Consider the following 20,932-nt stretch of genomic DNA (forward strand, 5'->3'; position numbering starts at 1 on the left):
TTCCCCTGCCACGACGCCTGGAAAGCCATGCCCAGAATCCTCACCATCGAAGACGACGCCGCCACCGAGGCGAGCGTCGTCCCCACGCTCGCCTCCACCGGCTTCACCGTCGATGTCGCCCGCTCCGGGCGCGAGGGCATCGCGATGGTGATGGCCGGCGACTACGACGTGGTCGCGCTCGAACGGCGCCTGCCCGATCTCGACGGCCTCACCATCGTCACCACCATGCGCGGCGTGGGCATCGAAACGCCCGTGCTCGTCATGAGCTCCACGACCAGCGTGGAAGAACGCATCCAGGGCCTGCGCGCCGGCTGCGACGACTACCTCACGCGGCCCTTCTCGATCGATGAAATGTCGGCGCGCGTCGAAGCGCTCGTGCGCCGCCGCACGCGTCCCGCGACCACCGAAACCGTGCTGCGCGTCGGTCCGCTCGAACTCGATCTCGTCAAGCGCAAGCTCACCTGTCGCGACAAGGTCCTGCGTCTGCGTCCGACCGAACTGCGCGTGCTCGAATTCATGATGCGTCACGCGGGCCAGGTGCTCACGCGCACGATGATCTTCGAAGGCGTGTGGGGCGGCCGCTTCGATCCGGGCACCAATCTCGTCGACGTGCACGTGGGCCGCCTGCGCAATCGCGTCGATACGCCCGGCGAGCCCTCGCTCATCCGCACGATCCGCGGCTCGGGTTATCTGCTCGGTTGACGTTTTCGATCGCATGGCATACGGCTATTTTCCTTTTAGCGTTTCGTAGTCCTTTTTTTTAAAAAAACTGGCCGATAACTAAAACTTGTTTCATTTGTCTGGTTGCCGGACGTTACAACCCGCCCGCCACAATACCGGCGTCGGACTCCCCCGAGGAGGGCAAGCCTTGCCCGCTTTCGCCACGAGGGATCCGACGCCGATGTTCTGAACGGAGCCCCTTCTGATGCTGAAAATCGTCCGGCTGGCCTTGAACCGACCGTACACGTTCATCGTGCTGGCCCTGCTGATCCTGATCGCTGGCCCGCTCGCTGCGTTACGCACGCCAACCGATATCTTTCCGGATATCCGCATTCCCGTGATCAGCGTGGTGTGGAACTACGCCGGTCTGCAACCCGACGACATGTCGGGCCGTATCGTCACTTACTACGAGCGCACGCTCGGCACGACCGTCAACGACGTCGCGCACATCGAATCGCAGTCGTTCCGCGGCTACGGCATCGTGAAGATCTTCTTCCAGCCGACCGTGGACGTGCGCACGGCCACCGCGCAGGTGACCTCGGTGTCGCAGACCGTGTTGAAGCAGATGCCGCCTGGCACCACGCCGCCGCAGATCCTGAACTACAACGCGTCCACCGTGCCGGTGCTGCAACTCGCGCTCACGAGCAACACGCTCAACGAGCAGCAGCTCGGCGACTACGCGACCAACTTCATCCGGCCGCAACTGCTTTCCGTGCCTGGCGTGGCGATTCCCACGCCGTACGGCGGCAAGACGCGCGAAGTGCAGATCGACCTGAATCCGCAGGCGCTGCAGGCGCGCAAGCTCTCCGCGCAGGACGTGGCGAACGCGCTCGCGCAGCAGAACCAGATCATTCCGGCGGGTACGCAGAAGATCGGTCAGTTCGAGTACAACGTGCGCCTGAACAACAGTCCGCTCACGATCGACGCGATCAATAATCTGCCGATCAAGACCGTGGACGGCGCCGTGATCTACATGCGCGACGTGGCGCACGTGCGCGACGGCTATCCGCCGCAAGGCAACATCGTGCGCGTGGACGGCCACCGCGCGGTGCTGATGTCGATCCTCAAGAACGGCTCGGCATCCACGCTCGACATCATCGCGGGCGTGAAGGCGAAGCTGCCGCTGATCGAACAGTCGCTGCCGCCGAGCCTCAAGCTCGTGCCGCTCTCGGATCAATCAGTGTTCGTGAAGGGCGCCGTGAGCGGCGTGGCGCGCGAAGGCATCATCGCCGCCGCGCTCACCTCGGCCATGATCCTGCTGTTCCTCGGCAGCTGGCGCTCGACGCTGATCATCGCGGCCTCGATTCCGCTCGCCGTGCTCGCGGCCATCGCGGGTCTCGCGGCCTGCGGCGAAACGCTCAACGTGATGACGCTCGGCGGCCTCGCGCTCGCGGTGGGTATTCTCGTCGACGATGCGACCGTGACGATCGAGAACATCAACTGGCACCTGGAACAAGGCAAGGACGTGCGCAGCGCGATTCTCGACGGCGCGGCGCAGATCGTCATGCCCGCGCTGGTTTCGCTGCTGTGTATCTGTATCGTGTTCGTGCCGATGCTGCTGCTCGACGGCATCGCGCGCTACCTGTTCGTGCCGATGGCCGAATCGGTGATCTTCGCGATGATCGCCTCGTTCGTGCTCTCGCGCACCTTCGTGCCGATGATGGCGCGCTATCTGCTCAAGCCGCATGCGTCGCAAGGCCATGCGTCGGGCGAACTCGCCGCCGTGATGGCGCCGCATGGCGCGCACGATCACGTCGCGCCGTCGCGCAATCCGCTCGTGCGTTTCCAGCGCGGTTTCGAGCGCCGCTTCGAACGCGTGCGCGCCGGCTATCGCGGCGTGCTCGGTCTCGCGCTCACGCATCGCAAGCCGTTTATCGTCGGCTTTCTCGCGATCGTGATGCTGTCGTTCGCGCTGGTGCCCTTCCTCGGCCGCAACTTCTTCCCGAACATCGATTCGGGTGAAATCGAAATTCACGTGCGCGCGCCGATCGGCACGCGCGTGGAAGAAACCGCCGACCTGTTCGATCACATCGAAGACACCGTGCGCGAGGCGATTCCCGCCGACCAGCTCACGAGCATCATCGACAACATCGGCCTGCCGAACAGCGGTATCAACCTCACGTATAACAACAGCGGCACGATCGGGCCGCAGGACGGCGACATCATGATCTCGCTGTCGAAGGACCACGCGCCCACCGCGCAATACGTGAAGGCGCTGCGCACGCAGTTGCCGCGTCTGTTCCCGGGCACGTCGTTCTCGTTCCTGCCCGCCGACATCGTGAGCCAGATCCTGAACTTCGGTGCGCCCGCGCCGATCGACGTGCAGGTCAGCGGCCCGAACATGACGGCGAACCGGCACTACGCGAACGAACTGCTGCGCCGCGTGAGCAAGATTCCGGGCATCGCCGATCCGCGCATCCAGCAGGCGTCGACCTATCCGCAGCTCACCGTGGCCGTCGACCGTTCGCGCGCCGACGAACTCGGCATCACCGAACAGGACGTGACGAACTCGGTGGTCGCGAGCCTCTCGGGCACGAGCCAGGTGTCGCCGACCTACTGGCTCAATCCGAAGAACGGCGTGTCGTATCCGATCGTCGCGCAGACGCCGCAGTACCGCATGACCACGCTTTCGGATCTGCAGAATCTGCCGGTCACGAGCAAGGGCGGCGGTTCGCAGATTCTCGGCGGCATCGCCACGATCACGCGCGGCACCGCCGACGCCGTGGTCTCGCACTACAACATCGAGCCGCTGTTCGACATCTACGCGACCACGCAGGGCGCCGATCTGGGCGCGGTGTCCGCGCAGATCCAGAAGGAGATCAAGGCCACCGTGAAGGACGTGCCCAAGGGCTCGACCGTGACGATGCGCGGCCAGGTTCAGACCATGAACAGCGCGTTCGCGGGCCTGCTGCTCGGTCTCGCGGGCGCGGTGCTGCTGATCTATCTGCTGATCGTCGTGAACTTCCATTCGTGGGCCGACGCGTTCGTGATCGTCTGTGCGCTGCCCGCCGCGCTCGCGGGCATCGTCTGGATGCTGTTCACCACGCACACGCCGCTGTCCGTGCCGGCGCTCACAGGCGCGATTCTCTGCATGGGCGTGGCGACCGCGAACGCGATTCTGGTGGTGTCGTTCGCCCGCGAACGCCTCGCCGTCACGGGCGACGCCATGCGCGCCGCGCTCGAAGCGGGCTTCACGCGCTTTCGCCCCGTGCTGATGACCGCGCTCGCGATGATCATCGGCATGGCGCCGATGGCGCTCGGTCTCGGCGACGGCGGCGAACAGAACGCCCCGCTCGGCCGCGCCGTGATCGGCGGCCTGATCTGCGCGACCTGCGCGACGCTGCTCTTCGTGCCCGTGGTGTTCAGCCTCGTGCACCGCAACGACAAGCGCGATGACGACAACGACATCGCCGACGCATCCCACCATTCGGAACACCTTGCCCTCGAGGGAGAATCCCATGTCCACTGAAGTCGACATCGCCTCGCCGCAACCGCTGCGCCATCTGAAAACCGTCGCCGCCGTGGCGCTGCTGGTCGCCGCCGGGATCGTCTCCGGCGGTCTGTTCAGCCGCGTGCACGCGCATCAGGAACTCACCTCCTGGACCGACGCGCAGGCCGTGCCCACGGTCGCCACCGTGCTGCCGGAACCGAGCCCCGCTTCGCAGATGCTGGTGCTGCCCGGCCATCTGGCGGCCTACATCAACGCGCCGATCTACGCGCGCGTCTCGGGTTATCTGCACGCCTGGTACGCCGATATCGGCACGCACGTGAAGGCCGGGCAACTGCTCGGCGTGATCGACACGCCCGATCTCGACCAGCAATTGCAGCAGGCGCGCGCCGATCTGCAGAACTCGATCGCGAACGAAAAGCTCGCGGCCACCACGGCGAAGCGCTGGACCGAAATGCTCAAGCAGGATTCGGTCTCGCAGCAGGAAGCCGATGAAAAGACCTCGGACCTGATCGCCAAGCAGGCGACCGTGGAAGCGAATCAGGCGAACGTGCGCCGCCTCGAAGCGCTCGAATCGTTCAAGCGTTTGACGGCGCCGTTCGACGGCGTGGTCACCGCGCGCAAGACCGACGTGGGCGCGCTGATCGACGCGGGCAGCGGCAGCGGTCCCGAACTCTTCACGGTCTCGGACGCGAGCACGCTGCGCGTCTACGTGAGCGTGCCGCAGAGCGACGCGGCGTCGATCCAGCCCGGCATGCACGCGACGCTCACGGTGCCCGAGCGCCCCGGCATGAAGTTCGACGCCAAGCTCGTGGACACCGACCAGTCGATCTCGCCCGCCTCGGGCACGATGCTCGTGCAGCTCGCCGTCGACAACAAGCAGGGGCTGCTGTTCCCCGGCGAGTACACCGAGGTCCATCTCGCGATGCACGGCGACGCGAACGCGCTGTTCGTGCCCGCGAGCGCGCTGATCTTCCGCGCGCAGGGCATGCAGGTCGCGGTGGCCGGCGCCGATCACAAGGTGCAGCTGCGCGACGTGACCATCGGCACCGATCTCGGCACGCGCGTGCAGATCATCGCCGGTTTGAAGGCGGGCGAGCGCGTGATCGACAATCCGCCCGATTCGCTCGCGAACGGCGACGTCGTGCGCCTCGCGGCCACGGCGGCCACGAACGCGCCGGGCGCGGCGAATGCAGCGAATGCGTCCGCGAAAACCCCCGCGACCCAGGCCACGCAGACCGCGCAGGCGGCGGAGCCGGCGCATGGTTAAGGCGTCCGGTTTGCACACCAAGGTGAGGCTCGTCGCGCTTGCGGGCGCAATGCTGCTGAGTGCGTGCTCGTTCGCGCCCGCGTATCACGCGCCCGCCGCCGCGATTCCCACGCACTTCAAGGAAGCCGGCGACTGGCAGACGGCGCAGCCCGCCGACCAGATGCCGCGCGACGGCTGGTGGAAGGCGTTCAACGATCCGATCCTCGATCAGTTGGAACCGCAGGTCCAGAAGGCCAATCCGAACATCGCCGCCGCGCTCGCGCGTCACGACGAGGCCGATGCGCTCACGTCCGAGGCCCGCTCGGCGCTGATGCCGACCGTCGGGCTCGGCGCGCAGGTGCAGCGCGACCGGCAGTCGGCGCTGCGTCCGCTGCGCGGCTCCGACCAGCCGAACGTGTACGAAACCAACACGCTCGGCGTGAGCATCGGCTACGACCTCGACTTGTGGGGCAAGGTGCGCAACGAGGTGAAGGCGGGTCAGGCGAACAGCGAGGCGAGCGAAGCCGATCTTGCGTCGCTGCAACTGAGCCTGCAGGCGAAGCTCGCGACGACGTGGTTCGACCTGCTCGGACTCGATCAGCAGTCGCGGCTGCTCGACGACACGATCGCCGCCTACCAGCGCGCGTTGAAGCTGACCGAGAGCCGTCATCGCGGCGGCATCGCCTCGGACCTCGATGTGTCGCGCGCGCAGAACCAGCTCGCCGCCGCGCAGGCTTCGTCCGACGACGTGAGCGCGCGCCGCGCGCTTTACGAGCACGCGATCGCCACGCTCGTGGGCGTGCCGGCTTCGGAGTTCAACGTCGCGCCCGACACGCTGCGTCCGCGCCTGCCGAACCTGCCCGTCGGGCTGCCTTCGGCGCTGCTGCAACGGCGTCCGGACATCGCCGCCGCGGAGCGTCGCGTGGCCGCGGCGAATGCGGAGATCGGCGTGGCCAAGGCCGCGTTCTTCCCCGACATCTCGCTCGATCTGCTCGGCGGCTATCAGAGCGACACGTTCAATCCGTGGCTGTCGGCGCCCAACGAGATGTGGGCGATCGGCCCGTCGCTGATGGAAACAATCTTCGACGGCGGCCGCCGCGAAGCGCTCGTGCGCGGCGCGCGCGCGAAGCTCGCGGAGAGCGGCGCGGACTACAAGTCGGTCGTGCTCAACGCGTTCCAGCAAGTGGAGGACAACCTCGCCCTGCTCCATCACCTCGGCGACGAGGCGCAGCGCGAGAACGAGGCGCTCGACGCGGCGCAGCGCACGCTCACGCTGTCGATGTCGCGCTATCGTGACGGCGTAGTGAGCTATCTCGACGTGGTGACGGCGCAGACCACCGCGCTCTCGACGCAGATTTCGTCGCTCGAACTCGACACGCGGCGGCTCGACGCCACGGTCGGTTTGATCCAGGCGATCGGCGGCGGCTGGAGCACGAAGCAGCTCGATGGCGATACGGCGGCGGCGGCTTCTGCGCCTACGAAGGCCGCTACCGCGATAGCACCCGCAGCGACGAAAACCGAAGCGAGCGCCGCCGCGCCCGCGAAGGCGTCGTAACGCGCCTTCATCGGTTCATCGACGCAGCGCCCCAAGCGGCGCACGCGGCACGCCACACAGAGTGGGCGCGCCGCGTGCGCCGCTTTTTCGTGGGCGGCCGCGCGGCCGTCGGTCGGCGATGTCATCGCACGGTCATGTAAGGCAGCCATCGTTTCGCCGACACTCCACGAAGCTTGCGACGAAGCGTGCACGATCCGCCGCGCATTTTTCGCACGGCAGCGCTCGCTTCGACGCTCCATTCACGAGGCGATGGCAGATGACCCAGAAAAACAGTCCCGACACCGAGAACACCGGCAGTAACAGCAGCAGCACCACCGGCAGCTACCTCAACGCGGAAAACGCCGCGAACGTCTCGCGGCGCGGCTTCCTCAAGCTCGCGGGCGCGTCCGGTTTCGCGAGCGCGGCAGGCGCGGCCGCGGCGCTCGCGGGCGTCGCGCGCGCCGACACGACCACGCCCGACGGCACGCCCGAGCAGATCCACCTCACGTGGGGCGCGGACCCGACGAGCGAAGTCGTGATCTCGTGGGCCTCGCTCGCGGCCGCCACGCATCCGCGCGTGAGCTACGGCGCGGACCGCGGTCGCCGCGAAAACGTCGACGCGCTCCAGCGCACCTACACGGACGGCCTCACCGGCGTGGTCGTGTTCACGTATCACGCGCGCCTGCGCGGCCTGCACGCCGACACGACCTATCGCTACGAAGTCACCGCCGACAACGACAGCCGCGCGGGCAGCCCCTTCAACGCGACCTTCACGACCGCGCCGCGCGGCCGCAAGCCGTTCCGCTTCACGAGCTACGGCGACCTCGCCACGCCCAATACGGGCTGGGTGCTCTCGTCGCCGCAAAGCCGCTTCGCCGTCGAAGCCGTCGAGCGCTTCCAGCCGCTCTTTCACCTGCTCAACGGCGACCTCTGCTACGCGAACCTGAACCCCGCGCATCAGACCGAAGTGTGGCGCGACTTCGGCAACAACGCGCAGACGTCGGCTTCGAACCGCCCGTGGATGCCCTGCCCCGGCAACCACGAAATCGAGTTCTACAACGGCGCGCAGGGGCTCGACTCGTACCTCGCGCGCTACACGCTGCCCGACAACGGCTCGCGCTTCGCGGGCCGCTGGTATCGCTTTCGCGTGAGCAACGTGCTGTTCATTTCGCTCGACGCCGACGACGTCGTCTATCAGGACGCCGCCGCCTTCGTCGCCGGCCCCGCGCCGCTCGTGCCCGCCGCGAGCACGGGCAACGCGCCCGTCGCGCCCGGCACGTCGTTCTACGTGCGCGGCTACAGCGACGGCGAGCAGACGCGCTGGCTCGAGCGCACGCTGAGCGAAGCCGCGCACGACGAGGACATCGACTGGATCGTGGTGCAGATGCATCAGGACGCGCTCAGTTCGTCGAAGACGGGCAACGGTTCGGACAAGGGCATCCGCGAGGTCTGGCTGCCGCTGTTCGACCGTTACGGCGTCGATCTCGTGGTGTGCGGCCACGATCACGACTACGAGCGCAGCTATCCCGTGCGCGGCTGCAATCATCATGCGGGCACCGATGCCAAGACGGGCGCACCCGTCGACACGCTGCAGCCGAAGCCGGTCACGCACGCGCAATCGGCGGCCAACACCTTCGACACGCGTCACGGCACGATCCACCTGATTCTCGGCGGCGGCGGCACCAGCGCGCCGCTCGACGTCTACGGCGTGGATGCGGGCAATGGTCTGCCGCAGGCGCAGATCTTCACGAAGCCCAATCGGCCGGTGGCGGGCGCGACGGCGGGCACCTTCGTGCGCCCCGCCGCCGACGCGGTCGAGGACGCCATCTGGTCCGCGCAGCGCGATACGGGTACCGGTTATGGGATCGCGGTGTTCGACGTCGATCCGGGCGCGCATGGCGGCAAGACCACCATCACGATGAACTACTATCACGCGCCGGGCGCCGACCAGACGCCCACGCCGAACTACGAACTGTTCGAGACGATCACGCTCGAGAAGTCGCGCGGGTAGTCGTACGGGTCGCTGTACTTCCGCGTCAAAGAAAAAGCGCCGCGATGTGCGGCGCTTTTTCTCTTCAGCGCACGGCAAGCGGCGCGCGTCGTCACGCCACGCCGGGCGCCGCCGCTTCGTACACGTCGATGCGCCTGGGCACGAGGCCGAGTTCGAGAAAGGTATCGGCGATCTTCTGCTGCTCGCCGAGTATCGCCTTCGTGATCGGCACCGTGCCGAACTGCGTGCGCGCCACGGCCTGCTCGACGATCGGCGCGGGCAGGCCCCAGAGCTTCGCCAGTTCCCCCGCGTACTCGCTGCGATGCTGCTTGCCCCAGTCGTCGGCCTTGGCGATTTCGTCGATCAGCGTGCGAATCACGTCGGGATTGCGCTTCGCATAATCGAGCGACGAAAAATAGTAGCCGCGATTGCCGACCACGCCGCTCGCGTCGGCGAGCACGCGGGCGCCGAGCTTCGCCTGCGCCGCCGCATAGAACGGGTCCCAGATCACCCAGGCGTCGATCGAGCCGTTCTCGAAGGCCGCGCGCGCGTCGGCGGGCGCGAGAAACACCGGGCGCACGTCGCGGTAATCGAGGCCGTGGTGGCGCAGCAACTGCACGAGAAAATAGTGCACGTTGCTGCCCTTGTTGAACGCCACGCGCTTGCCCTTGAGATCGGCGACCGTGCGCAGCGTCGAATCGTGCGGCACCAGCACGGCTTCCGATTGCGAGCGTGGCAGCGTCGCGGCCACGTAGGCGAGCGGCGCGCCGGCGGCCTGCGCGAAGATCGGCGGCGCGTCGCCGACGTCGCCGAAATCGATCGAGCCGACGTTGAGCGCTTCGAGCTGCACCGGTCCCGCGTTGAACTCGGTCCACGTGACCGATACGCCGAGCGGCGCGAGCCGCGTTTCGAGCGTGCCGCGGCCTTTCAGGATGCTCAGCGCGCCCTTCTGGTTACCAATGCGCAAGGTGCGCGCGCCGCTCGCCGCGAACGCGCGCGAAGGAGCGAGGGTGCCCAGCAGCGGCAGCGCCGTCGCGGCGGCGCCGAGCGAAAGTTTGAGGAAATCGCGGCGTGTGCTCATGGGATCGGGCTCGCTTTTCGTATTGGCTGTTATCAACAACGGCATCGGATTGAAAGGTCCGATCGATTCTACGAAGCCGCGCGCCGATTCAGAACGATTGAGTTTTGCGATTCAAATCAGCCACAGGACTTAAGCATCGCGCTTTCTCAACGATTCCTCGCTCCCCGATGAACGTTTCTTCATATTGCTGCATCGGGTTCGATAGGCTGACCTAACTATTCTCTCTCTACCGGGATGCGATTTATCGCATTCGCTTACCGGCCAATCGAATATGTTCTCTGGAGGATAGTCCCATGAAATCGCTCATGATCGTTGCTGCGCTCGCCGGTGCCTTCGTCACCACGTCCGCCTTCGCGCAAACCACCAATCCCGCCGCGTCGCAAACGCAGACGCAAACGGCGGCCGCCACGCAAGTCGCCGCGACGAGCACCGCGCCCGTCGCGCAAGCCGGCGGCTGGGTAGCGCCGTATGGTGAACCGGTGCATCAAAAGACCCGCGCCGAGGTGTATCACGAACTCGTGCAAGCCGAGCAGGACGGTCAGCTCGCGTACCTCAATTCGACGCTCTACGCGCATTGAGCCCTTGCTGCGCGGTGTTTTCGCGCACATCGGCACGCAGACAAACGGCACGCGAGGTTCGCGTGCCGTTTCTTTTTCGGGTGCACAGGTGCACGGTGCATCGCGCGCACGTGACCTCAGTTCCCACAGATGGTTACCTTGCGCTTTCGCGGAGCGAAGGCGGATGGACGATCAGGCGCGCGCGCCGTTCGCGCCCGGCAGCGTGAGTTGATAGCCGTAACGGCTGATGGTTTCGATGCGCATTTCGATCGCTTCGCGTTCGAGCTTGCGGCGCAAGCGCGAGACGACGAGATTCACGGTCGACGGATCGATATCGTCTTTCTCGGGCCACGCATAGCGGATCATCTGATCGCGCGGCACCGGCATGTTGGCCTGGCGCAGCAGGCATTCGATCAGCAGATATTCGCGCCGCGTGAGTTCGGCGCGGCGCGCGCCTTCGACGATCTCGCGCGTGCTCGCGTCGAGCAGCGGCGTGGCCGCCGCGTTGTCGGCCGCCGGCGAAACCGCAAGCGCGGGCCCGATGCGCAGCAGCGCGAGCATGCGCTCGTGCATTTCGATGAACGAGAACGGATAGCGGAAGCACGCATCGGCGCCCGCGCGCAGCAGTTGCGAGCGATCGTGCGCGCTCGCCTCGATGCCGAGCACGGCGATGATCGTCGCGCCGTTGGTGACCTTCGCGAGCGAGGGCAGGAGCGCGTGCAATTCGGGCAGCAGCGCGCGTTCGAGCGCGACGGCGATCACCACGTCGAACGGTTCTTCGCCCGCGACGTAGAGACCGTCGCGCAGTTCTTCGGCGCGTTGCAGACTGTGCGCGCTTTCCTGCAGGGCCTTTTGCAGCCACGCGGCTTCGGCGTGGCTCGGCGAAATGAGGAGAATGCGCATGGGTTCTTCTTGAGGGTGACGACGGTCAGGTGAGCGCGCGCGGCCAGCATTCGACGCTCATGCGCACGCCGTGACCGCCGGGGCGGCGAGGTGCGCTTTGCGGGGCGTTGGCCTGGGTGCCTTCCGGTGCGCCTTCAGCTGCGCCTTCGTGCGCCTGCGCGCCGGCATCGGACGCATCAGCTGCATCGATTGCATCGTGGGACCTGGCGAACTCGGGCGCGTCGTCGATGCGCAGCGTGAAATCGTGCACGCGCATCACGGCGGCCACCACGCTCAGGCCGAGGCCGGAGCCTGCGATGTGACGCACGGCGTCGCCGCGATAGAAACGTTGCAGCACGGCCGCGCGTTCGGCGGGTGCGATGCCGGGGCCGTTGTCGGCGACTTCGAGCTGCGGACCGAGCGCCGTCGCGCGCAGCGTCACGCTGACGACGCCGCCTTCCGGCGCGAACTTGATCGCGTTGTCGATCAGATTGCTGAACGCCTCGAACAGCAGTGCGCGGTCGCCGTGAATCTCGCTCACCGTTTCCGCGCTCACGCGCCATTCGATCTCGCGGCTTTCCGCGAGCGGTTCGTAAAGCTCGGCCAGTTCCTGCACGAGCGACTGCAGATCGACGGTCGCGAAACCGCCGCGACGATGCAGCGTGCCGATCTCGGAGATGCGCAGCATCGCGCGAAAACGTTCGAGCAGCTGGCCGGTTTCGGTGCGCGCGCGCTCGAGCATGTCGGCGCCTTCTTCATCGGCACGCAGGCTCTCGCGTTCGGCGATGCGCGCGAGCAGCGTGTGCAGATGCACGAGCGGCGTGCGCAGATCGTGCGCGATGCCGTCGCACGCGCCTTTCACTTCGCTCATCAGCCGCTCGATTTCATCGAGCATGTGATTGACGAGATGCGCGAGCATGTCGAGTTCGTCGTCGCCGCCCACGGGCAGACGCTGGTCGAGATCGCCGCGCGCGATGCATTGCGTGACGCGGCGGATTTCGCGCACGCGCCGGATCTGGCGCATGCCGAGCACGAGACCGCCCGCGGCCGCGCCGAGCAGCGCGAGCACCGCGCCCACGGCGAGCGTGCGCACCACGAATTCGCGGATCTCCAGCACGTTGGTCATGTCGCGCGCCACCACGAGGCGCATGCCGTTCGGGCGGATCTCACCCATCGCGCGCACGATCGGCGACTGCTTGCGATCGCGCAGCTTGAGCGTGTGCCTGAGCGTGCAGCCCACGCGATCGTAGGTGATGTTGGGCGGCACTTCGAGCAGGTCGCCGGCCACATAGCGGCCGTCGGCGGTGAACAGGCCGTAGTAGTTCACGTGCATGCGCTCGTGCTCGAGGCGCTGATAGATCGCGTCGGGCAGTTGCGCGTCGGGAATGGAATCGAAGTAGATGAGCTGCCAGCTCATGATCGAATCGGTATCGCGTTCGATCGAACTGGTCGCGCTCCACGCGATGAAGCCGACGAGCAGCGTGAGAAACACGCCGAACATCGCGGTGTAGGCGCACAGCCAGCGAAACGTCGTGGTGTGCCAGCGCCGGCGCGGCAAGGCGGGCGCGGCGGCGGGGGAGGGACGGCTGGACACGCGGGATTATCCGAGAATGTAGCCGGAGCCGCGCACGGTCTGGATGAGCGGCGGCACGCCCGGCGGATCGATTTTCTTGCGCAGACGGCCCATGTGGACGTCGATCAGGTTGGTGCCCGGATCGAAGTGATAGCCCCACACGGCCTCGAACAGCATGGTGCGCGTGATGGTCTTGCCCGCGTGGCGCATCATGAATTCGAGCACGCGGTATTCGGTGGGCAGCAGCGCGACTTCCTCGCCGTCGCGGCGCACCTTGCGCGAGATGAGGTCGAGTTCGAGCGGCCCGACGTGCAGCGCGGTTTCGCGCGCGACCGTCGCGGCCTGGCGGCGGCGCAGCAGCACTTCGAGCCGCGCCGTCAGTTCCTCGGGATCGAAGGGCTTGGTCAGATAGTCGTCGCCGCCCGCACGCAGGCCGCGCACGCGTTCGTCCACGTCGCCGAGCGCGCTGAGCATCAGCACCGGCGTCTGGATGCCGACCGTGCGCATCGCCGTGAGAATCGACAGGCCGTCGACGCCCGGCAGCATCCGGTCGAGCGTGATGGCGTCGTATTCGTCGCTCATCGCGCGCGCCATGCCGTCGCGGCCGTTGTCGACCCAATCGACGGCAAAACCGCGCTGTGTCAGTTCACTGACGATTTCGTTGGCTGTGACGGCATCGTCTTCCACCGTCAATACACGCACCTGGCTCATGTCCTCGCACTCCGCCGCGCGCCCTCGCGCAGCCTCTCTCGAAATGCAAGTTTACCGTCGTGAGGCCGCCGTGCCGCGTTGGCTTTCATTAAATTAAATTTAAGTTTGCAAACAGCGAAACAGTGGCGGCGGCGGGCGGGCCCGCCGACATCGGCTTGCAACGGGCTTACGGACCGACCTCCCTACGTCGGCGCGGGCGTGCCGCGCAGATCGAGCTGATAGCCGAAGCGGTTGATCGTCTCGATCTGCGTGCGCGCGCCGTGCGTGATGAGCTTGCGGCGCAGCCGCGAGACCACCAGATTGACGCTCGACGGCTCGACGTCGCCCTTTTCCGGCCACGCGTAGCGGATCAGCTGCTCGCGCGCGACCGGCGCGTTGGCGTGCCGCAGCAGGCATTCCACGAGCAGATATTCGCGCGTGGTCAGCGAGATGCGGCGCTCGTCCTCGACCAGATCGCGCGTGAGCGGATCGAGGCGCGCCGCGCACGGACCGGACTGCGCGAGCGCGGTGCGGCGCAGCGCGAGCATGCGCTCCTGGATTTCGAGGATCGACCAGGGCTGCACGAAACAGGCGTCGGCGCCCGCGCGCAGCAGACGCGCGCAATCGGCGGGCGTGCCGCGCGTGAGCGCGATGACCACGGCGGGCGCGTCGGGCAGACGCGTGAACGAGGCGAGCGCGTCGTGCAGGCCCTCGGGCGCGTTGACGCTGGCCGCGCACAGGATCACCGTGTCGAACGGCTCGTGCGAGGCGAGATAGACGGCGTAGTAGAGGTTGTCGGCAACCTCGACGCTATTGAGGCTTTCGCTCAGCGCCTTGTATAGATAGCCCCGCTCCGCGTCGGAGGAGGAGCACAGCAGAACTCTCATTGATAACGCGTCTTGGGCCAGGAGTGGAAGGGCCAGCAGTCGATGGCGACCGTGGTGCCCGTGGAGATGGCTGCTGTCGTGGGCGCGTCGGCGAGCGTGGCTGCGCCGGCCGGCGACGCGGTGTTCGTCGCGTTCATCGTGCTCGTTGCGTTCATCGTGCTTACGGCGAGCGTCTGCGGGTCGGCATCGCCGATCGACAGGCGAAAGTCGTGCAGACGCAGCACGGCGGCCACGATGCCGAGCCCGAGTCCGGTGCCAGGCACGTGGCGCGCGGCTTCGCTGCGGTAGTAGCGGCCGAGCACGGCGTCGCGTTCTTCGGGGGCGATGCCGGGGCCGTTGTCGGTGACGCTGAAGCGCGGGCCGGCGTCGCTCGCGCGCAGCGTCACGCTGACGAAGCCGCCGCGCGGCGCGAACTTGATCGCGTTGTCGAGCAGATTGCTGAACGCTTCGAAAAGCAGCGCGCGGTCGGCGTGGATCGGCGCGACCTCGGCCACGGCGATGCGCAGCTCGACGTCTTTCTCCTCGGCGAGCGGCGCGTAGAGATCGCAGAGTTCGTCGACGAGCGCGGGCAGCGCCACCTGCGCGAAGCCGCTGCGCCGCTTGATCGCGCCGATCTCCGAAATGCGCAGCAGCGCCGCGAAGCGCTCGAGCACCGTGTCGGCCTCGTTACGCGCGTCGACGAGCACGTTCGCGACGGCCGGTTCGCCGCGCCGCTGCATCGAGTCGGCCGCGTGCGACAGGCGCAGCCGCAACCGCGTGAGCGGCGTGCGCAGATCGTGCGCGATGCCGTCGCAGGCGCTCTTCACTTCGGCCATCAGGCGTTCGACTTCGTCGAGCATGCGGTTGACGAGGTCGGCCAGCATGTCGAGTTCGTCGCGGCCCGCGACGGGCAGACGCTCGCCCAGCTCGCCGCCCGCGATGCGTCCGGTCGCGCGACGGATCTCGGCGACGCGCCGGATCTGCCGCATGCTCAGCAGCAGGCCCGCGCAGAGGCTGCCGCACAGGCACAGCAGGCCGCCGCCGAACAGCGCCTTGAGCAGTTCGTCGTGGACGTGGTGGACATCGGTCAGCGAACGCGCCACGACGATGCGTGCGCCGTCCGCCCGCACTTCGCCCATCGCGCGCAGGGCGGGGACGGGCGTGCCGGTATCGAGGCGCACGGTCTGGCCGCTCGCGTGTTCGTGCGAACGGCCCCAGGGATCGAGCGTCAGTCCGGCGGGCAGGCTGTGGATGTCGCCCGCGAGCCAGCGGCCGTCGGGCGCGAACAGACCATAGAAGTTCTCGCGACGGTTTTCGCGATGCAGGCGCGTGTCGATGGCGGCGGCGAGCGCATCGTCGCTGCGCGAATCGAAATAGCGCAGTTGCCAGCGCAGGCCGCTGTCGGTCTCGCGGATCATCGCGCGCGTGACCGAGAACTCGATGAAACCGAGCAGCACCATGAACGACACCGAGAAGATCGCGGCGTACGCGGCGAACCAGCGGAACGTGGTGGTCTGCCAGCGATCGTGGCCGATGGCCGCCGGGGCGGCGCCCGAGCGCGGCGCTTCCGGTACGAACGCGCCCGCGCGGCCGGCGACCCAGCCGGGGAGATTCATCGCGTGCCTCGCGCCGGCGCGTGCAACGCCGTGCCGCGTGCGAAGCATGCGGCGCGTTCTGCGCTTGCTGTGCGCCCGGCGTATCCGGCCCGCGATCGCGGCGTGAATGCGCTGACTGACATGATGACCTCCCCGATGGCTTGCTCCGCCGACGACAATCGATCGTCGCGCGACGGTCCGATCAGGACGGTTGCGCGCGTGCCCGGTCATGATAGTGGGGACTTCACCGCGCAACGGCATCAAGACCATGAAGAGCGAGTCATGTTCTTACCGGCGGTTGACGCGTAGCTGTCAGTTTGTCAATGCGGGGGAACGCGAGGAGGACTTGGGTGCGGGGGCATCGATCGGCGTGCGAGGCTGCGCCGGTGCTTTTCGCCGATGTTCGGCTCGCGCTCATCCATGAACGTTGTTTCATCCTGCTGAGCGGATTGCGAAGTGAGCGGCTGCTTATTCTGGATTTCGCATGGGTGTCTGTACGGATGGGGATCGGGCGTAGCGGTGCTGTGCATCCTGCTCGGCCTTGCCATCGCCATCGTCATCGAACCGGATACCGATGTGTTCGTCCAGTCCGCTCACATTCAAAGGAGACAGCCGTGAAACCTCTGCTCAAGTTCGCGTTACTTCCACTCATCGGCGCGGCGAGTGCGAGCGCCTTCGCCGCCCCGCATCTCACGCCCAGGGAATGTCATGGCTATCCGTTCGTGCGGCCCGCGCACGAGGTCACGCATCAACAGTTGATGCAGGAGCTTCACGACCTGTCGCTGGTCGGTTACGACGAGCACGCCGTGGACAACGATTACCCATCCGATCTGCAAGCGGCCGAGCAACGGCTGGCCGAGCTTTATCGGCAGGATTGCGGCGCGCGCCATACCGCGTCGACCGCGCAACCGACTCGCTCTGCTCAAGCCGATTGATTGATTGATCGGCGACGGTGCGGTCGCCGTCAGGTCACCGCGCCGGATTTTGCAGTGCACCTTCAAGGTGACCACCGGTCCGCAATGAGGTCGCGCTGCGCTTTTCTTCTCCTCCGATCGCTATTCATCACTCTCGATCCCATATTCGGGTACCTGGCCCGGGTAACCGGATATGGGATCCGGCTACCTTTGCTTGAACTCCGCAGCCGCAAAGGTCAGTGTGATCGGCAAAGCCGCAGCTCAAACGCTCCCATAGGCGGTGACCTCATCTGCAGGTTTTCTCCCATAACTTGCAACCACACAAATTTTCCTCCTTAATAATCAATGTATTAGTACGTATACTGAAAGTGGTTAACGAGGTAAACACGCCAAGGTAGCGCAATGTGGGAGCCTTCCAGCGGTTCACGCTCACAAGGTTACCGGCTATGGGGCCACGGAAGTTGGTGATCACTTACATTTGCAAAGGGTACCGGTTTTGGGAGATGTCTCTCTTATCGGACGCGGGTTTTAGTGTTTACCAAATACGCTTTAGAACCTTTAGTAAACCTTTAGGCGGCTGGAATCCTTGCCTGGCGTGGGTTTGCGGCCGAAAAGGTGTCGCACTATGGGGACTGCGGTACCGGCTATGGGGGCTCGGGGTTGTGGATATGGGATTTCGGTGCCCGCGGATGGGGATTTGAGGGTGTGGATATGGGAGCAAGGTCGCCCGGTATGGGAAAAATGCCCGGAAAGTCCTCAAGTCCACGTTTATGGGAAGCCTCGAAGGTCGCGTTTTATGGGACTTCTTGACTGCGTCGAGCCTGATTTCAGTCGCTGAATGGCCCGATTGGGTCACGTGTTATGGGAGATTCGAAAGGTAACCCCTTATGGTGGGCGTCGATTGACGCTCACACAGGTAGCCGAGATCGCATTTCCCGTGAACTCCAGCTGACGTGACCTGGAGAACAGGGCCTTTTCAAGGGTATCCAGTTATGGGATCGATTGAAGGTAGCCAGTTATGGTGGATCGAACGGCATCGACGTGCTGGAAACGGGCCGGTGCGGGCTGTTTCAGGTCGCCATTTATGGGGACAAGCAAAGGTTACCGCCAGTGGGACGATTCTCCAGTGCGAGGCACGGCAGACGTCGACCGCGCCTGAATGGCCAAAATCCCATATCCGTGCACCTGTGGGTAACTTTGTTTCGAGAGTGAGTACTCACATCTTTTCTAAAGGTTGCCGAATATGGGACGAGAGACGAGCGTTTCAGTCCAAAAGGTCACTGGATTTGGGATCGTTTCGTTGCAAGCTGGTCCGGGAGGAACTCGGCCCGGCGGCCTTCCCCACCGGGTTGAGTACTGCATCTGTCAACTTTTCCGACACACGATGTCGTGCTCTCGCACAGACGCGACGGCGGCCTTGAGTCACCTGGTCGCTTGGTATACAGTTACCAACCGACCAGGTTCCCTTTTTACGTGGGTCATATGGCAAGAAAAAAGGCCGACGCCGGCGATGCCGACAAGCAAGGCGCACTCGTATTTCAAGGCCAGCCGCCTGATCTCTTCCGCAAAGCGGTCCCCGCGATTCACATCGCCCCGAAGTCCGGATCGATCAGTCTCCAGCAGCGCAAGATGTTCAGCTCGCTGATCAAGAACGCGATCCGTCAGGACTCACTCGAGCCCGGCCGCTCCTCGTTCGAGATCACGATTTCCGCCCTGTCGCAGGACGTCGATCTGAACAGCAACAACACCGAATACGTCAAGGAAACGATCAACTCGTTGATCAGCACTGTCGTCAACTGGGACTACCTCACGCAGGATAAACGCAGCATCTGGAAGGCATCCGGTCTGCTCGCGGGCGCCGAACTCGAGCGTTCGGTGCTGCGCTATACGTTCTCGGAACAGATTCGCGGCGAACTGCTGAATCCCGAAATCTACGCGATGATCGACATGCGGATCACGCGTCAATTCAGGAAAGCGCATTCGCTGGCGCTCTGGGAAAACGTCGTGCGATACGAAGCGGTCGGCGTGACTGCGCGCTTTCCGCTCGCGACCTTGCGCGATCTGATTCTCGGCCAGGATACGTCGGCGCAATCGTACAAGCTCTACAAGCAATTCAAGAGCCGCGTGCTGGTGCCGTGCATCAAGGAAGTCAACGAGATTTCGGATCACAACTTCGAGCTGATCGAGCACAAGGTGGGGCGCTCCGTCGTCGCGTTGCAGTTTCGCGTGACGCGCAAGCCGGAGACCGATCCGTCGCAAGAACTGCGCGCCAATGAGACGCTGCTGATCGGCGAGATGTCGAAGTTCAGTATTCCGGTCTCGGAAGCGCGTCGTCTGTTCAAGCAGTACGGCGAGGAAAAGATCCGCACCGCGGTGGCCTACACGGCGGCGCGCGTGGCGCAGAAGAATGCCGCGCCGCTCGCGAATGTCGCGGCCTACTTCCGCAAGGCGTTGATGCAGGGCTACGAGTTGCCGGGCGCGAATGCCGCGGCCGGCGCCGCTCCCGATGCAGGCAAGGCGCGCGAAAGCCAGGATCAGGTGAAGGACCGCTACATCGCCGCGAAGATCAACGAGGCGCGTTCGTACTTCAACGAGCTCGAATACGACGATCAGACGGCGCTGATCAAGCGCTACAACGAGACGGTCGGGATGGACAAGCTCAAGGTCTCGACGTCGAAAGTGCCGAGCAAGATGGCATCGACGAACTTCTTCCGTTGGGTTGTCCTGGACACCTGGGGCCAACCGACGGCGACCGATCTGCTCGAATTCCTGCTTAGTGGACAGCAAGGCTCGGGTGCCGGCGATACGCAAGCGATGGGCGATATCGAACTCGCGTTGAAGACGCGCGAAGAGTGATTGGCGAATCGGGGTAGTGGTTTTGCCTCGGCGCATATGGGCACCATCGAGATGCTCAGTCTCGCAAGAAAATCTGGCGAAATTTACCCAATAAAAATACATAGGTAAATTTCACCTTCTCTATTTTCCCTGATCTTCTGATAGTTGGATGTTGCGTTGGCGGCAAGTTCGGATCGAGCACAGGCGTTAGTGCTCGCTTTGGCGTGGCTGTAGATTCCTGACGAGTGGCGCCTTTTAATCTCCACGTGGAGATTGAGTTGAGTATGTGGCGCTGACGATAGTACGGCGGCATAGGCCTACGCAGCGTGTCTTTGAGTAAGCGCGTCTGGTTAAGTCGCGAAATCGTGGATGGCTGTTGTATTGTCGTGGGACGTGATTCTCCACGTGGCGAATCACGTCCCACGTTCGAGGGCATCAAACCACACAGGTGATCTCTTTGATTTGATCCGCGCGATGATGGTCTGGCGGCGGCGATTTCCGGGATATTAGGCTGATGTGATCCCTTGATTGGCGCAAGCAGTTACTAGGCAGGAAAGCGCTGTTCTCCACGTGGAGAAAATCGTCTGAATACAATTGCATTAGGCAATCGATACTACTTGAGGCTAACCACCAAGCACATGTCCTGAGCGCCGCAACACAACTTAGGAATTCTGCGCCCCTGTTCCTTCAATCTCAAATCTATTTCAAACGAAGCGCGCTCTCCACGTGGAGATTGCCGTCCGTTTCACGCGTAAGCCGCGTTGACACTGAGACTCCCCAGTACGCACGCAATCTAGTCTGTTTCTCAATTCCTCATAGAACACGCAGGTCTGTGCAGATGGCGGCGCTAACATAGCCGACCCCGAGCCCTTCGTCGCCAAAGCATGAGCCATACACCTGATCTCCACGTGGAGATCAGACCTACGCCCTTAGCCTTCGCCAATCCGTTCCCAACCGCCTCGGCGCCTACAAAAAATAGCAAAACCCATTCACTCTCT

General features: G+C 65.0%; 14 protein-coding genes. 8 read left to right on the forward strand and 6 right to left on the reverse strand.

Going from position 1 to position 20,932, the window contains the following annotated elements; genetic code table 11:
* Window positions 1-27: 27 nt before the first annotated feature.
* From G5S35_RS33480 to G5S35_RS33500, 5 genes are all read left to right on the forward strand, one after another.
* Window positions 28-702, forward strand: a complete 675-nt coding sequence (locus tag G5S35_RS33480) for a response regulator transcription factor (RefSeq protein WP_183040601.1) — start codon at window positions 28-30, stop codon at window positions 700-702.
* A 223-nt stretch (window positions 703-925) separates the two neighbouring features.
* The gene (locus G5S35_RS33485; protein ID WP_065059893.1) at window positions 926-4,189 is read left to right on the forward strand and encodes an efflux RND transporter permease subunit; all 3,264 of its coding nucleotides are present in this window, start codon (window positions 926-928) and stop codon (window positions 4,187-4,189) included.
* A complete protein-coding gene (locus tag G5S35_RS33490; RefSeq protein ID WP_183040602.1) occupies window positions 4,179-5,438 on the forward strand; it encodes an efflux RND transporter periplasmic adaptor subunit in 1,260 nt (419 codons plus the stop codon). The genes G5S35_RS33485 and G5S35_RS33490 overlap by 11 nt, the downstream gene beginning before the upstream one ends.
* Window positions 5,431-6,972 carry an efflux transporter outer membrane subunit gene (locus tag G5S35_RS33495; RefSeq protein WP_183040603.1) on the forward strand — a complete coding sequence of 514 codons (1,542 nt, stop codon included), beginning with the start codon at window positions 5,431-5,433 and terminating at the stop codon, window positions 6,970-6,972. Before G5S35_RS33490 ends, G5S35_RS33495 begins: the two co-directional genes overlap by 8 nt.
* A 256-nt stretch (window positions 6,973-7,228) precedes the next feature.
* Complete coding sequence (locus G5S35_RS33500) at window positions 7,229-8,962, forward strand: purple acid phosphatase family protein (RefSeq protein WP_183040604.1); 1,734 nt, start codon at window positions 7,229-7,231, stop codon at window positions 8,960-8,962.
* A gap of 91 nt (window positions 8,963-9,053) precedes the next feature.
* On the opposite strand, the gene G5S35_RS33505 is transcribed toward G5S35_RS33500, so the two are convergent.
* A complete protein-coding gene (locus G5S35_RS33505; RefSeq protein ID WP_183040605.1) occupies window positions 9,054-10,022 on the reverse strand; it encodes a sulfonate ABC transporter substrate-binding protein in 969 nt (322 codons plus the stop codon).
* Between the two features lie 293 nt (window positions 10,023-10,315).
* Here G5S35_RS33505 and G5S35_RS33510 point away from each other — a divergent pair, with 293 nt between their 5' ends.
* Window positions 10,316-10,600 (forward strand): DUF4148 domain-containing protein, encoded by a 285-nt coding sequence (locus G5S35_RS33510; protein ID WP_074987473.1) that lies wholly within the window; start codon window positions 10,316-10,318, stop codon window positions 10,598-10,600.
* Between the two features lie 171 nt (window positions 10,601-10,771).
* Here the strand turns inward: G5S35_RS33510 and G5S35_RS33515 are convergent, their stop codons facing one another.
* From G5S35_RS33515 to G5S35_RS33535, 5 genes are all read right to left on the reverse strand, one after another.
* Complete coding sequence (locus G5S35_RS33515; protein WP_065059898.1) at window positions 10,772-11,482, reverse strand: response regulator transcription factor; 711 nt, start codon at window positions 11,480-11,482, stop codon at window positions 10,772-10,774.
* A gap of 25 nt (window positions 11,483-11,507) precedes the next feature.
* Window positions 11,508-12,962 (reverse strand): sensor histidine kinase, encoded by a 1,455-nt coding sequence (locus G5S35_RS33520; RefSeq protein ID WP_183040668.1) that lies wholly within the window; start codon window positions 12,960-12,962, stop codon window positions 11,508-11,510.
* Between the two features lie 99 nt (window positions 12,963-13,061).
* A complete protein-coding gene (locus G5S35_RS33525; protein ID WP_065059912.1) occupies window positions 13,062-13,736 on the reverse strand; it encodes a response regulator transcription factor in 675 nt (224 codons plus the stop codon).
* A 191-nt stretch (window positions 13,737-13,927) separates the two neighbouring features.
* Complete coding sequence (locus G5S35_RS33530; protein ID WP_110329681.1) at window positions 13,928-14,611, reverse strand: response regulator transcription factor; 684 nt, start codon at window positions 14,609-14,611, stop codon at window positions 13,928-13,930.
* Window positions 14,608-16,206 (reverse strand): sensor histidine kinase, encoded by a 1,599-nt coding sequence (locus G5S35_RS33535; RefSeq protein ID WP_183040606.1) that lies wholly within the window; start codon window positions 16,204-16,206, stop codon window positions 14,608-14,610. The genes G5S35_RS33530 and G5S35_RS33535 overlap by 4 nt, the downstream gene beginning before the upstream one ends.
* 593 nt (window positions 16,207-16,799) lie before the next feature.
* On the opposite strand from G5S35_RS33535, the gene G5S35_RS33540 reads away from it, so the two are divergent.
* Both G5S35_RS33540 and G5S35_RS33545 read left to right on the forward strand, forming a co-directional pair.
* Window positions 16,800-17,120 carry a DUF4148 domain-containing protein gene (locus G5S35_RS33540; RefSeq protein ID WP_065059902.1) on the forward strand — a complete coding sequence of 107 codons (321 nt, stop codon included), beginning with the start codon at window positions 16,800-16,802 and terminating at the stop codon, window positions 17,118-17,120.
* Between the two features lie 1,461 nt (window positions 17,121-18,581).
* Window positions 18,582-19,955, forward strand: a complete 1,374-nt coding sequence (locus tag G5S35_RS33545) for a replication initiation protein (protein ID WP_065059903.1) — start codon at window positions 18,582-18,584, stop codon at window positions 19,953-19,955.
* Window positions 19,956-20,932: the final 977 nt, after the last annotated feature.

This window comes from Paraburkholderia tropica (assembly GCF_014171495.1).
In the GTDB taxonomy this organism is placed as follows: domain Bacteria; phylum Pseudomonadota; class Gammaproteobacteria; order Burkholderiales; family Burkholderiaceae; genus Paraburkholderia; species Paraburkholderia tropica.